Here is a 14007-nt window from a genome sequence, read left to right as displayed (position 1 = left end):
GGGAGGCCAGGCGGCACCACGGGCCGCCCGTCCAGCGGTGACCGGGCACCGCGCGCACGCCCAGTCCGTGAGCGGTCAGGTGTCCAGGGCCTCGTCGGCGAGGTCGCAGGCGTTGTGTAGGGGGTCGATCTGGTCGGCCTGGACGGCGATCCGCTGCAGCAGCATCCGGAAGATCATCCGCTCGCCGTCGTCGAGGCTGCCCATCACGGCGTCCTCGCTGGCCGAGAGCCGGCGCTCCAGGTCGCAGAGAGTCTCCCTGCCCTGCTCGGTCGGCACGATCAAGCGCGCCCGGCGGTCACTCGGATCCGCCTGCCGCTGCACCAGACCGGCTTTCTCCAGGTCGTCCAGGAGATACGTCATCACCGTGCGGTCGACGTCGAGCTGGGCCGCCAGGTCGAGCTGACGCTTCGGGCCCTCGCTCACGCTGGTGGCCAGCACCTGGTAGCCCCGCGGCCCGCCCGGTACGTCGGCCAGCGCCTCGGCCGCCGTCTTCGCGTAGCGCCGGAACACGACGCCCAGCGCCCAGCCGAGGTCAGCCTCGACCGAGGTTCCGCGAGCTGCCCGGGCTCCTGCCTCCGGCGACGAACTGGTCATGGGACCCATCGTACGTGTTCATGCATCTCGGAATACGATCTGCCTTGAATATGTTCTGCTCGACAGACTATCTTCAGAGCAGCTCAGATTGAGCGACTCACCGTTGTGTTGCAGAGAGGAACGACATGACCACCCTCCTTCGCGTCGACGCCAGCATCCGGATCGACGGATCCGTCAGCCGGGCGCTGGCCGACAGTGCCGAGGCCGCCTGGCGCGCGGAGCACCCGGACGGCGTCGTGGTCCGGCGGGATCTCGGCCGCGATCCGCTCCCGTCCAACGTCTGGCCTGCCGTGGCCGCACTGTCGATGGGGCTGGACGCAGGTCCTGACGCCAACCGCGCCGACACCGCCGAGGCGAGCGCCCTGGCCGCCGAGCTCTCGGCCGAACTCAGGAACGCCGACGCGGTGCTGCTCGCAGTACCGCTCTACAACTACGGAATCTCCCAGCACGTGAAGACCTGGATCGACCTGCTGCTGCTCGACAGCGACCTGCTCAGCGGGTCCTCGCTCCAGGGCCGACCGGCCATCTTCACGCTGGCTCGCGGCGGTGGCTACGGCCCCGGCACCCCGCGCGAAGGCTGGGACCACGCCACGCCGTACCTGGAGCGCATCTTCGGAGACCTGCTCGGCATGACCGTCCGGCAGGCCGTCGCCGAACTCACGCTGGCACCGGTCACCCCGGCGATGGCGGACCTGATCCCCGCGTCCAAGGCCGCCCAGGAGGAGGCGCACCTCGCTGCCAAGGACCACGGAGTCGCCGTCGCGAAGGAACTGATCGCCGCCACGGTCTGATCCAGTCCCAGCAGCGCAGGTCAGGGTGATCGCGCTGGACGTCTGTTGATTGTTGCTAGTCGCCTGCAGGTGCCGTGCTCGAGCCGGCGCTCTGCCAGACAGACAGCGTCACCGACAACGTCACCTCGGCAGGATCAGCCAGTACTGCGATCCGCTCCGTCAGCTCGGCCTTGGCCGTGTGCCGCGCACTCGGTGTCATCGCCACCAGCCGCTCGACCGCGGCATGGTCCAGCCGCATCGCAACCTCCACGACTTCGCTACCGGTCCGCACGAACGAACCAGCCAGCGAAGCGGTCAGCCGCTGCTCCTTCTCCTGATCCACCCGAACCAGCCCCAGTACTTCGACCAGCTCGGTCAGGTGGGTCTGGTTGGGCGTCACCACCAGGAGCGAACCACCGGGCGCGAGGATGCGGGCCATCTCCTGGGCGTTCCGAGGCGCGAACACGTTCAGCACCAACGCGGCGGCCTGATCCTGCACGGGCAACTCACGCCATGCATCACAAACCACGGCCCCGATCCGCTCCGGATCCACCCGAGCCGCCCTCCGCGCCGCATACCGCGACACATCCAACGCCAACCCCCACTGCCCGCTGGCGGCTCCAACCACCCCCGCCAGGTAATACCCAGTGCCAGCCCCCACCTCCACCACCAGCCCACCCTCCACGGCGCTCCCCTCGCCGCCGCTGCCCTCGCCGACGCGGCGCACGCCAAACTCGCCGCGCTTGTGCGCAAGCGCCTTGGTGCTGGCAGCGATCAGTGCGTCGCGGATCGGGGTGTAGTGGCCGGCGGAGAGGAAGGCCTCGCGGGCTTCGATCATGTCCGCCGAGTCGCCCTCGATGCCGGTCGAGGCCGAGGGCAACAAGTTGAGATAGCCCTGCTTGGCGAGGTCGAACGCATGCCGTCGCGGGCAGACCGCAGTACGGGCTGTCAGGGACAGTGCGTCACCGCAGACCGGGCAGCGCAGTACGGAGACCAGGTCGGGGTGCACACCCCGGAGACTACCTACTACCGCCGTCTTGAAAGGCTTGCGCACCATGCGCCTGACCGCTGAGACGTCGTCCGACGGAGTTCGCCAACAGCTCTTCACTCTTGGTGAGCTGCCCGGCGTGCTGTGGACGCCGGAAGGCGCCGTCGGTGCACGCCCGCTCATCCTGATGGGACACGGCGGTGGCGAGCACAAACTGGCGCCCGGCATGCTCGCCCGTGCGCGCCGCTTCGTGATCGAGTGTGGAGTTGCAGCGGTGGCGGTTGACGTGCGCGGCCATGGCGAACGGCCGCGAGACGCGGCGTTTGACCGGCTGGCAAGTGAGGAGCAGGCTCTGGTGGCGGCCGGCGAAGAGACGTCTCCGCTGCTTGCCGACTTCCAGGCGCTCGTCGCGCGCCCGACTGTGACGGAGTGGCAAGCGGTCCTGGACGCGGTCCAGCAACTCGATCACATCGGCGCCGGTCCGGTGGGTTATTGGGGGCTCTCGCTCGGGTGCGGGCTCGGTGTTCCGTTTGTTGCCGCGGAGCCCCGAGTCCGCGCTGCGGTGTTGGGTCTGTTCGGGGCGCTTGCATCGGTCGAGGCTGCCGCAGAGATCACTGTGCCGGTGGAGTTCCTGGTGCAGTGGGACGACGAGCGCGTGCCACGGCACGAGAGCCTGGCCCTGTTCGACGCCTTCGGCTCAGCCGAGAAGACGCTGCATGCCAACCCCGGTCAACACGGTGAGGTTCCGGGGTTCGAGCTGGACAGCGCGCTGAGGTTCTTCGCCCGGCAGCTCGGGAGTTAGCCGTTGATGTCGCGACTGGTCAGGCGGGCCCAGGCTGCGGCATAGAAGACTGCCAGGTAGGCGGCTTGCACCAGGAGGTTGCGCACGATCGCGTCCCAGTACGGCGGGTCGCGCAGCAGGTCGGCGAACGAGGGCCAGCCGTACATCAGCAGCCACGGGTGGATCTCGTCGATCTGCGGGATCGCACCCAGGATCCCGAACACGATGAACGCACCGAACGTCGCCGCCATCGCCGCGAGCGGAGTCGACGTCAGCGACGAGACGAACAACCCGATGCCGGCCAGTCCGAGCAGCGACAAGGCGACCAGGATCGCGATCCCGAACGCGCGCAGCAGTCCGTCGGCCAGCGACACCGTCGTCCCCGACAGCAACACGACATCGCCGACCGGGAACAGCACGACCCCCGCGATCAGCCCGGAGAGCCAGATCGTCAACGTCGCGGTCACACAGAACACCACAAGCGCGACCATCTTCGCCGCGAGCAGCCGGGATCGTCCGGCCGGCGCGGTCAGCATGTTCCGCAGGGTGCCGAGACTCGCCTCGCCCGCCAGCGACTCCCCCGCCACGACCGTGACGGCGGTGGGCAGGAAGAACGGCAACGACAACGCGAGGCTCGCGACCACAAGGAAGAAACCATTGCCGGCGACCTGACCGATGAACCCGTCGCCGCCCTCGGCTCCGGACAACCTGATCGCGACACCGACCAGCACCGGTACGCCGGCCAGCACCGCGAGGGTGACCCAGGTCCGCGCCCTGCCGAAGACGAGATGCAGCTCGGAGGCGAACAGCGCGATCGTGTGCCGGCCGGCGGTCGGCCGGCGGGCGCCACGGTCGCTCACCTTGGCCAGATCGCGACGATCGGCGGTTTCACTCAGCGACATCGAAACCCTCCCCGGTCAGCGCCACGAACGCATCCTCCAGGCTGGGATGCTCGACCCCGAACCCGTGGATCCGGACGTCCGCGGCGACCAGCGCGGCGGCGAGCTTGTCGATCGGCAACTCCCCCGGATCACCGTCGACAACTTCTTCCAGCGTCCGTACGTCGGTCAGCCCGAGGCCGGTCAACGTCGTCGCGGCCCGCTCGAGGTCGGGCGTCCGGACGACGAGGCGTGGCCGCAGCTCGGAACGGAGCTCGGCCATCGTCGACTGCCGGACGATGCGCCCGCGGCTCATCACGGCGGCATGCGTGCAGAGCTGTTCGACCTCGGCCAGCAGGTGGGTGGAGGTGAAGATCGTCGTACCGTCGGCGGCCAGCTCGCGAATCAGCGAACGGACCTCGCGGGTGCCCTGCGGGTCGAGACCGTTGGTCGGCTCATCCAGTACGAGCAGGTCGCGGCGCTGCATCAGCGCGACGGCGATCGCCAGCCGCTGGCGCATGCCGAGCGAGTAGGCGCGGACCTTCTTCCCCGCGGCGTTGGACAGGCCGACCCGTTCAAGGGCCTGGCCGGCGCGCAGCTTGCGCGTTCTCGGGTCGGCGGTGCGGTCGGCGGCGTCGAAGCGGAGCAGGTTGGCTTGTCCGGTCCAGAACGGGTAGAAGGCCGGGCCTTCAACCAACGCTCCGACCCGGGGCAACACGGACAGCTGAGCCTTCGGCATCGGCTCGCCCAGCAACTCCACCGACCCCGAGGTCGGCGTGATCAACCCGAGCAGCATCCGGATCGTCGTCGTCTTCCCGGATCCGTTCGGCCCGAGAAACCCGAAAATACTCCCGGCCGGAACTTCCAGATCAATACTGTCCACCGCCACCTGCCCACCCCGAAACCGCTTGGTCAGCCCCCGAGTGACAATCGGCAACTCACCAACCGCACTGGCCCTCGGAACAGCCGACCGATCAGCACTGCCGGATGACGCCAGAGCCGCCCCACCGGCGTGGGTGGGTGTGGCCGTAGCTGGCGGGCCGACCTGGGTGGACGCAGCGAGAGCCGATCCGCCGGCCTCGGCGGACGAGCTCGGAGCTGACTCGTCCGCCTGGGTGGGCATGGAGGGAGCTGGCTCGCCGGCCTCGGCTGGGGTGGGGGGCACGGTTGGCACCGGGGTGGGGAGTTGGGGACTCAGCGGGGGGCCTTGGTGGCGGCTGCTTGGAGGGCTTCGGGGGTGACCAGGCCGGCGAAGACCCGGCCGTCGGTAGTGATCAGCGCGTTGACCATCTTGCTCGACACGATCTTGCCGGTCCCCCACGAGCCCTGGACGGTCGGTGACTTCGCCAGGAGCTGGTCGAGCATCGGGTTGCTCGGCGCCTTGCCGCGCAGTACGACGACGCTGTTCCAGCCTTCGCCGATGACGGTCGGGCGATCAGCGGACGGCTTCGCGGGCACCGGGGTGCCGGGCTTCGGCTTGATCGGCGGAGTCTGCTTGCCCTCCACCTTCGACTTGCCCTCCAGCTTCGACGGGAGCTGCTTCTCCGTCACCTTCACACCCTTCGGCGGCGTGAACGCGAACGTGCTCGCCGACGGTACGTCGAAGGAGACCGCCGAGAAGCCGAGCTGCACCGCCGGGTCCTTGCCGGTCCGCGGCATCACCGTCACCTGCAGCGGGATCCAGTTCTTCGAGTCGACCGCGAGCGTCACCGAGCCGACAGTGGTCTGATCCGTCTTCGGCACCAGCCGCAGCTTGTACGCGTCGCGGCCGGCCACCTTCTCCGTGCCGCTGACCTCGACCTTCGTCGACGGGTCGATCGCGGCCAGGAACTTCTTCGCCACGGCCTGCGGGTCGTAGGTCTGCTTCTCCGGTGCGATCTCCGGCTTGGCCGGGCGCGCCGTGCGCGCCGGCAGCGTCAGCTTGGTCGCCTCGCGCCGGGCCGAGTCGTAGACCCAGGCGGTCTTGCCGTCCGTGGTCAGCACGCGCTCGGCCATGTCGTCGAGCACCGAGACGCGAGCCTTGTCCGGCCCCGCGAAGGCCACCCGCGCGGTGTGGTCACCGGTCAGCAGGTCGAGGAACTGGTTGGCCTCGCCCTCCATCCCGGGCAGCGACGGCAGGCCGAGATCGGTCGAGGACGTGACCGTGCCCGACAGCCCGTCCACCTTGGCCGTCTGGACTCGCGCCAGCAGCTCCTGCGCGGTGATCTTCGGCAGGTCCGGAGACGCGTCCGCGACCATCGGCCCGAACGCCCCCACGCCTGCGACCACCGCAACTGCCGTAGCCGGAACCAACCACCGTCGACCGCGCTTCGCTGCACCCATGTCTACAAGACTCGCACCGCGCACCCGCCGAACCAAGCCGCTCAGGGTCGGTTCACCCAAAAGAGTGAGCGCCAACTACAACGCTCGCAGTACGTCCCCGGCGGAACGTACTACGAGCGTCGGATTCCCAAAGGTCAGCGGCTCTGCAGTGCGTCCAGCGCGACGGTCATCGCCGCCGCCACCCGGAAGTCGAGCCGCGAGTCCGGCACGCTGACCCGGTACCGGTCACGCACGGACACCTTGCGCTCGACCGACAGCACCGGCTGACCGCTGGCCCGGTCCACGAAGTCGAAGTGGAAGATGAACGGCAACGGGATGTCACCGACGATCGGGACGAACTGCCAGACCCGCCGGACGATCGCGATGGTCGGGTTCCGCTCGGCCCCGTCGGCCTCCAGGCCCGGGCCGGCCAGCTGCCAGCTGGACCGCAGCAGGCTCTTGCCGAACTCCTTCTTGAACCAGCCGATGGACTGACCGTTCGCGTCGAAGACGTCGTACCCGGCGCCGAGGTCGAGCCGCTTGCGGGCCTTGAAGGAGAACACCGCCTGGCTCTTGGTGTCGTCGGCGTAGAAGGTGACCTCCTCCTTGAAGGCCATCCGCTTCTGCTGGGCGAACGCGAGCAGCTGCCCGTCGGTGCCGTCGGGGTTGGTGACGATCAGCTCGTACCTGTTCGCCATCATCGTGATCCGCTGCTTCATCGAGAAGGCGGGGACATACATAGGCGCAGGGCCTTGAGGTGGGACGGTCATGCGGACGAGTCTTTCATCTCCACCGGCTCATCCACCGCAGCTCCACACGCCAGTGCCCCGAGCCGTACGCCGCGGGCCAGTCCTGCCGCCTCCACGGAGTCCGAGGCCAGCTCCAGCTGGATCGACCCAACTCCTTGCAGTACGAGGTCACGCGCTAACTCCACGCCAAGCTCCACTGCCTCGTCCACTGTCCGCGCCGGCCGCCACAGCACCCCGAAGTCCGCTGCAGGCTTCTCACCCCCGACCTGTACTACGAGTGCCTCCGCCGCCTCCAGGTACGCCGCTGCCGCGACCTCCGCCACGATCAACCGCACAGCCTGAGTCCCCACAGTCCGTACTGCGCCCGCAGCCGCCGCAGCGTCGCCAGCGATCACCGCACCGGGCTCTGACCCCGGCAGGCCGCGCTGACCCCAGGCCTCCTGATGCACAGCCCAGGACAGCGGCCTCCGCGCAGCCCAGCCACTGCGAACCAGCTCCGGCGCCGCAGCGAACTCCTCCACATGGCCCACGCACAGGTAGCCCACCAGCTCCACGTGCGACGGCAGGTCCAGCACTGCAGCGACCTCGCCCGGCTCGAAGAACGACACCCAGCCGACGCCCAGTCCTTCCGCACGCGCCGCAAGCCACAGGTTCTGGATAGCGATCGCCGCGGAGAACCAGGTGGTCCGCGGATCGGCATGGCGGCCCAGCACGTGCCTGCCGCCTCGTCCCGGGTCGCAGGTGACGGCGATGTTGAGTGGTGTCTCCAGGATCGCCTCGATCTTGAGCCCGTCGAACGCACTGCGCCGGTCAGCGGGCAGTGAAGCGGCGAACGCGTCCCGCTGGGCAGCGGCGAGGTCCCGGATCTTGCGGCGAGTGGCGACGTCCCTGATCAGCAAGAAGTCCCATGGCTGACTCAACCCGACACTGGGCGCCCTATGCGCCGACTCCAGCACCCTGGTGAGCACATCGTCGGCAACAGGCTTGGCCAGGAACCCACGCCGCACATCACGCCGCTCGGCCAGTACCCGGTGTACTACGTCCCGCTCCCCCACCGGGTAACCAGGAGCAGCTGTAGTCGCCGGGAGTCGGCCCACGGCGACAGTGGCCCGCTCGGAAGCCCGCTTGGGTACTACGAGCTCAGCCCCGCTCAGCACCACGGCTGCCTCCGCGACACTCGCAGTACCGGCTAAGCGACTGACCTGGTCGCTTGGAGTCGGCACTGCTTGGGCGGCGAGTTCCTGCTTGGTTGCAGTCACCAGTGATGCGCTCAGTGACGCCGCCAGGCGTTGCAGCCCGGGCTCTGTCTCTCTGCCTTCGACCGTGAGCACGTGAGTCACGTCCGCAGGGTCCAGCTCACCCAGGGCCGAGTGCACGAGATCCCGCAGCTCCCGGTACGACGTACCCGAGCGCAGGCCGACGCCTAGGACGAGGCTCACTTCTCTAGTCCCGCGTGGATCCTGGCGGCCGCCACGAAGCGGGCCGGTACGTCGGGGGTCGCCGTCCAATGCAGGTGCAGGTAGGAGGCGTGGATCTGCGAGCGGGCGAAGCCCTCCTGACCACCGGGCAGATACCACGCGGCCGGGACCCCGCTGTCGAACTCCACCGTCGTGCGGTGGAACTCATGTCCGTGCACGCGGCGGCCCTCGTCGAAGAGCGCCGTGGTTGACGCGGCGACGGCGGTGCGGTAGCCGAGCGTGAGGCGGCTCGTCATCTGTGCCTTGGCTGGGAGGACGCCGGTCAGTTGGTGGCCGTCGAGTTCGCGGCACAGGTAGAGGAGGCCGGCGCACTCGGCGACGACCGGCAGGCCGCCCGCGATCTCGGCGGCCACCTGCTCGCGCAAGACAACGTTGGCGGACAGTGCTTCGGCATGCAGCTCGGGGAAGCCACCACCCAGATAGAGGGCTGACGTTGCCTCGGGCAACGACTCGTGCAGTGGGTCGAAGGTGACGACGTCGGCGCCGGCGGCGGTCAGTAGCTCGGCCGTCTCGGTGTAGCGGAAGGAGAAGACGGGACCGCCGGCCATCGCGATGACCGGTCGACCCTCTTCGGCCGGCGCGACCTCGGCCGATGGTTCCCAAGGGACCACGTCGAGCGGTGCCGCTGCCCGTGCGGCAGCGATGAACGCTTCCAGATCGACCCCTTGGCGAACCAGCTCAGCCGCCGCGTCGACGGCCGCCGAAGCCTGCTCGCGCTGCTCGTCGGCCGGCACAAGACCGAGGTGCCGACTCGGAACGGTCAGCCGCGTGTCCCGGCGCAGTACGCCGAGCACCGGTACGCCGGTCGGCGCGACGCCGGCCCGGACCTCGGCCTCGTGCCGGTCCGACCCGACCTTGTTGAGAATCACGCCGACGATCCGGACACCGGTGTCGAAGGCCACAAACCCCTGGACGACCGCCCCGACGCTCCGGCCGGCCGCGGACGCGTCGACCACCAGCACAACCGGTGCCTGCAGCAACTTCGCGACGTGCGCGGTGGACGAGAAGCCTTCGGTGCCGAGAGCGCCGTCGTAAAGGCCCATCACCCCTTCGACCACAGCGATGTCAGCCCCGGCGCACCCATGCGCGAACAGCGGCGCGACCCGCTCCTCGCCCGACAACATCGGATCGAGATTCCGCCCGGGCCTGCCGGTCGCCACCGCATGGAAGCCGGGATCGATGTAGTCCGGCCCGACCTTGAATCCCGCCACCACATGCCCGGACCGGCGCAGCGCAGCCATCAAGCCGACGGCCACTGTCGTCTTCCCAGCGCCCGAAGACGGCGCCGCCACCACAACCCGCGCAGTCACCACTCGATGCCCTTCTGGCCCTTCTGGCCGGCGTCCATCGGGTGCTTGATCTTGGTCATCTCGGTGACCAGGTCGGCGGCGTCGAGCAGTCGCTGGTCCGCGTTCCGGCCGGTGATCACGACGTACTGGTGGCCCGGCCGCGACGTCAGCGTCTCGACCACCTCGTCGACGTCGACCCAGCCCCATTTCATCGGGTAGGTGAACTCGTCCAGCACGTACAGATCGTGCGTCTCTGCGGCGATCCGGCGCTGGATCTCCCGCCAGCCCTCGAGCGCGTCGGCGGCGTGGTCCTCCTCGGAGCCGGCCTTGCGCGACCAGCTCCAGCCCTCGCCCATCTTGTGCCACTCGACCGGCCCGCCCCGGCCCGTTGCCTCGTGCAACTGTCCGAGCGCCTTGAAGGCACCCTCCTCGCCGACCTTCCACTTCGCGCTCTTGACGAACTGGAAGACGCCGATGTTCCAGCCCTGGTTCCAGCCGCGCAGCGCCATCCCGAACGCCGCGGTCGACTTCCCCTTCATCTCCCCGGTGTGCACCATCAGCAGCGGCCGGTTCCGGCGCTGCCGGGTGGTCAGCCCGTCCTGCGGTACGACACTCGGCTGTCCCTGCGGCATCAGGCGGCGCTCCGATCGGTGACGGCGCGAACAAGATTGCCCGCGGCAACTTCTCCCAGGTCCAGGTACTCCGCGCCGAGGTCGGCGGCGAGTTCCGCGGCGAGCCCGAGCCGGACGCCACGACGCGGCTCGCAGTCGACCACGACCGACGCGATCCCCTGCTGAGCCAGCCATCCGGCCGCCTGCTTCGCCTTCGCAAATGCCTTGTCGCCGGCCGTCGCCCGGCCGTCCGTCACGAGCACCAGCAAGGGCCGGCGACGCGGATCGCGGATCGCGGCGATTCGCAGTACGTCGGAAGCTTTCAGCAGGCCCTCTGCCAGCGGGGTGCGACCACCGGTCGGCAGCGATTCGAGCCGCCGTACTGCGGCTTCGACGCTGCCCGTCGGCGGAAGGGCGACGGTCGCGTCGGCTCCGGCGAAGGTGACCAGGCCGACCGTGTCGCGGCGCTGGTAGGCGTCGAGCAGGAGCGAGACGATCGCGGTCTTCACCTCGGTCATCCGCTTCTTCGTGCCCATCGAGCCGGAGGCGTCGACGCAGAAGAGGACGAGATTGCCTTCGCGCCCTTCGCGGACCGCGAGCCGTACGTCGGAGGTGCGGACGGCGAGACCGGGTCCTTTGCGACCGCGAGTGTGCTGGTGGGCAGCGGCGCTGCGGATGGTCGCGAGGAGGTGCGGACGGCCCGATTCGCGACCGACACGGGCACGGTCGCCGACCACGCGGCCGACCTCGGTCAACGCCCTCGAACGCCGTCCGGCAACACCGGCTCCGGCACCTTGGACACTCAGCAGACGAGCCTTGTACGGCGTGGAACTGGCGGCCACCTCGCCCGTCGGCGCGGCACCGGAGTTGGCGCCGTCAGCGTTCTCGCCGGGCTGCCCCGGGACGCGGTCCGGCTCCCCCGAGTCGGCGTCGGTCGATGCGCGTGAGGCGTCGGCTCGATTGTCGGGGCTCGCCGGATCGTCGGCGCTGTCGTCGTTGTCTGCTCCTGGCGGCGTCTCGGGGCCGTCGCCCTTGGAGTCGCCGTCCGGGCCTCCGCCTGAGCCGCCGCCGCCTGAGTCGCCGCCGTCTGGGCCGCCGCCGTCGGGGTCGTCGTCCGGGTCGGGGTCTGGTGGAGTGCTGTTCTGGATGGCTTGTTCGAGTTGCTCGTCGTCCAGGCCGGGAGCGTCGAAGGGGTTGCGGCGCTTGCGATGCGGGAGGGCGAGTTTCGCGGCGGCGCGGACGTCTTCCACCTCGACGACGGTCCGGCCCGACCAGGCGGCGTGGGCGATCGCAGTACGGGCGGTGACCAGGTCCGCGCGCATCCCGTCGACGTCGAACGAAGCGCAGATCTCGGCGATCTGGCGCAGCGCGGCGTCGGTGAGGATGACGTCCGCGAGGCGGGACTTGGCCTTGGCGATGCGCTCGGACAGTTCGGCCTGCGCACCGGAGTACTTGCTGATGAAGGCAATCGGGTCCGCTTCGTAGGCGAGCCGGGCGCGCATCACCTCGACGCGGACGGCCGGGTCGCGGCTGGCGACCACGTCGACGGTGAGACCGAAGCGGTCGAGCAGTTGCGGGCGGAGTTCGCCCTCTTCTGGGTTCATCGTGCCGACGAGGACGAAGCTCGCCGGGTGGGTGATCGAGACGCCGTCGCGCTCGACGGTCGCGCGACCCATCGCGGCGGCGTCGAGCAGTACGTCGACCAGGTGGTCGTGCAGGAGGTTGACCTCGTCGACGTACAGGAGCCCGCGATGCGCGGCCGCGAGCAGGCCGGGTTCGTAGACCGTGACGCCTTCGGAGAGTGCTCGCTCGAGGTGCAACGAGCCGAGAACACGATCCTCGGTGGCCCCGACCGGCAACTCAACCAGGCGAGCCGGTCGCGAAACCGCCGTCAACTGCGCCTCGGCGTGAAGGCGGTCGGTTGGCGCCGAGTGGGGGGCATCCGGGCAGGTGGGGTCGGGGGCGATGGGGTCGCAGGAGAAGCGGCAGCCCTCGATCACCTCGACGGGCGGGAGGAGCTCGGTCAGCGCGCGGACGGCCGTCGATTTCGCCGTACCCTTCTCGCCGCGGATCAGCACGCCACCGATCGCCGGCGAGACCGCCGCGAGGATCAACGCAAGCTGAAGATCCTCCATCCCGACCACAGCGGTGAACGGAAATCCCATCGACACCGGCCGGCCGCTGAAGGAGCTCGACACCGCCGCCACCGGACGGCCGCTGGACGAGCCGGGCTCCGTCGCGATCGGAGTGCCGGACCCGGTCGGCGCCGGGCGGCCGTCGGGTGAGCTGGGATTTGTCGGAGCAGACCGCATGGGCGGTGGTTCCCTTCGTCCTGCGGGTGTCCACGCCCGCCTCGGCACTTGGCACGCCGGGCGCGCGGAGAGCGCTCCCTGACGGACGATCGCGGATGTCCTGGCTTCCGGGCCTGAGCCCGGTCACAGTGGCGGGACCGCCCCGGAATCCAGCCCCGACAGGGCCGTCACCGGTGTTCCTCCACAACCGTCCCGGCGATCATTCCACACCACCCACACGCCGGACCGCCCGGAGCAGGTGAGCGTCATCACCGACAGACGACAAAACCACCCTGCCGGCTCCGTCGGGGTGCCCAGCAGGTGAGCAGCCCGCGCCGACGGTCCGCCCACACCCGAGGGGCTGCGGGGATGCGGCTCTCGCCGAGCGGCGACGGAGCTGCCGCCCCATCCCGCCGGCAGCGGCGGGAATCGCCGCGAGGGGTCTAGTTGGTGAAGGCGGCTGAGAGGTGGGTGGCCGCTGAGTCGCCGGGGAGTTCGCCTACGCCGGTGAGGGGGGTGACGGTGATGTAGCCGGCCAGGAGGAGGGTCTCGTCGGTGTCGGGTTCGGTGGGGGGTGGGAGGGTTCGCAGGGTGATGAGCTGGTCGCCGGTCGGGGTTGTTTCGAGGACCAGGCGGGAGCGTTCGTACGGCGCCAGTCGGGCCCAGCGGGCGCCTTTGAGTTCGCTCACCGGTACGTCGGGCACGTTGACGTTGATCACCGTGCCGACCGGCTGGTCCCGCAGCCAGGTGAGCGCTTCCGCGGCGACGGTGCCCGCGGTTTCGAAGTACGAGGGATCCTCGGAGTCGATGCTGATCGCGAGCCCGGACAGCCCTTGGGTGGCGGCTGTCAGCGCGGCGGCGACGGTGCCGGAGTGCAGGATCGGGCCGATGTTGTGGCCGTGGTTGATGCCGGACACAACGATGTCCGGCGGCGGCCCGAAGGCGCCCAGCCGGGCCAGTGTCACCGCGATCCCCGGTGTCCCGTCGATCCCGACGAACCCGTTCTCGCCGACCTTCGACGCGATCCGCCGGCCGATCATCCGGGCCCGCGACGATCCGACCCCACTCTGATCGTCCCAAGGCGCCACCACCTGGACTTCGTGGCCGGCCTCCTCGATGGCCGCGGCGAGCGCCTGGATGCCCAGGGACTCGTAACCGTCGTCGTTGGTGACCAGGACTCGCAACTGTTCGGGCGCCATACCTCAACCCAACCACACCCCGGACGCCTCCGCGCCGACTCGCGCCACCCCGGAAACCGCCTCACCCAGGCAAGCGGG

At 69.7% G+C, this 14007-nt stretch carries 13 protein-coding genes and 1 riboswitch; of the genes, 2 read left to right on the top strand and 11 right to left on the bottom strand.

The window, feature by feature from the left end:
- Positions 1–75: 75 nt before the first annotated feature.
- Positions 76–594: a MarR family winged helix-turn-helix transcriptional regulator gene (locus tag ACQPYM_RS18990; protein ID WP_433022435.1), complete on the bottom strand. Its 519-nt coding sequence runs from the start codon at positions 592–594 to the stop codon at positions 76–78.
- Between the two features lie 125 nt (positions 595–719).
- Between ACQPYM_RS18990 and ACQPYM_RS18985 the strand changes: the two genes are divergently transcribed.
- A complete protein-coding gene (locus tag ACQPYM_RS18985) occupies positions 720–1385 on the top strand; it encodes an NAD(P)H-dependent oxidoreductase (RefSeq protein ID WP_433022433.1) in 666 nt (221 codons plus the stop codon).
- Positions 1386–1440: 55 nt separating this feature from the next.
- Here the strand turns inward: ACQPYM_RS18985 and ACQPYM_RS18980 are convergent, their stop codons facing one another.
- Positions 1441–2373 carry a putative RNA methyltransferase gene (locus tag ACQPYM_RS18980; protein WP_433022431.1) on the bottom strand — a complete coding sequence of 311 codons (933 nt, stop codon included), beginning with the start codon at positions 2371–2373 and terminating at the stop codon, positions 1441–1443.
- A gap of 46 nt (positions 2374–2419) precedes the next feature.
- Between ACQPYM_RS18980 and ACQPYM_RS18975 the strand changes: the two genes are divergently transcribed.
- A complete protein-coding gene (locus ACQPYM_RS18975) occupies positions 2420–3154 on the top strand; it encodes an alpha/beta hydrolase (RefSeq protein ID WP_433022429.1) in 735 nt (244 codons plus the stop codon).
- Here the strand turns inward: ACQPYM_RS18975 and ACQPYM_RS18970 are convergent.
- From ACQPYM_RS18970 to surE, 9 genes are all read right to left on the bottom strand, one after another.
- Positions 3151–4035 (bottom strand): ABC transporter permease, encoded by an 885-nt coding sequence (locus tag ACQPYM_RS18970; RefSeq protein WP_433022427.1) that lies wholly within the window; start codon positions 4033–4035, stop codon positions 3151–3153. The genes ACQPYM_RS18975 and ACQPYM_RS18970 overlap by 4 nt on opposite strands.
- On the bottom strand, positions 4022–4900 hold the full coding sequence (locus tag ACQPYM_RS18965; protein WP_433022425.1) for an ABC transporter ATP-binding protein: 879 nt from the start codon (positions 4898–4900) through the stop codon (positions 4022–4024). Before ACQPYM_RS18965 ends, ACQPYM_RS18970 begins: the two co-directional genes overlap by 14 nt.
- A gap of 305 nt (positions 4901–5205) precedes the next feature.
- Entirely contained in the window at positions 5206–6333 is a 1128-nt protein-coding gene (locus ACQPYM_RS18960) for a LolA family protein (RefSeq protein ID WP_433022423.1), read from the bottom strand.
- Between the two features lie 134 nt (positions 6334–6467).
- Positions 6468–7082, bottom strand: coding sequence for a hypothetical protein (locus tag ACQPYM_RS18955; protein ID WP_433022421.1), 615 nt, complete (start codon positions 7080–7082; stop codon positions 6468–6470).
- On the bottom strand, positions 7079–8500 hold the full coding sequence (bluB, locus tag ACQPYM_RS18950) for a 5,6-dimethylbenzimidazole synthase (protein ID WP_433022419.1): 1422 nt from the start codon (positions 8498–8500) through the stop codon (positions 7079–7081). Before bluB ends, ACQPYM_RS18955 begins: the two co-directional genes overlap by 4 nt.
- A complete protein-coding gene (locus ACQPYM_RS18945; protein WP_433022417.1) occupies positions 8497–9849 on the bottom strand; it encodes a cobyrinate a,c-diamide synthase in 1353 nt (450 codons plus the stop codon). Before ACQPYM_RS18945 ends, bluB begins: the two co-directional genes overlap by 4 nt.
- On the bottom strand, positions 9846–10460 hold the full coding sequence (gene cobO, locus ACQPYM_RS18940; RefSeq protein WP_433022415.1) for a cob(I)yrinic acid a,c-diamide adenosyltransferase: 615 nt from the start codon (positions 10458–10460) through the stop codon (positions 9846–9848). The genes ACQPYM_RS18945 and cobO overlap by 4 nt, the downstream gene beginning before the upstream one ends.
- Positions 10460–12604 carry a magnesium chelatase subunit D family protein gene (locus ACQPYM_RS18935; protein ID WP_433023333.1) on the bottom strand — a complete coding sequence of 715 codons (2145 nt, stop codon included), beginning with the start codon at positions 12602–12604 and terminating at the stop codon, positions 10460–10462. The genes cobO and ACQPYM_RS18935 overlap by 1 nt, the downstream gene beginning before the upstream one ends.
- 220 nt (positions 12605–12824) lie before the next feature.
- A riboswitch (cobalamin riboswitch) is annotated at positions 12825–12955 on the bottom strand.
- 218 nt (positions 12956–13173) lie between these two features.
- On the bottom strand, positions 13174–13929 hold the full coding sequence (gene surE, locus ACQPYM_RS18930) for a 5'/3'-nucleotidase SurE (RefSeq protein WP_433022413.1): 756 nt from the start codon (positions 13927–13929) through the stop codon (positions 13174–13176).
- Between the last annotated feature and the right edge of the window lie 78 nt (positions 13930–14007).

The sequence above is a fragment of the Kribbella sp. CA-294648 genome, assembly GCF_050943845.1.
Lineage (GTDB): Bacteria > Actinomycetota > Actinomycetes > Propionibacteriales > Kribbellaceae > Kribbella.
This window is presented reverse-complemented; position numbering and strand designations above follow the sequence as displayed.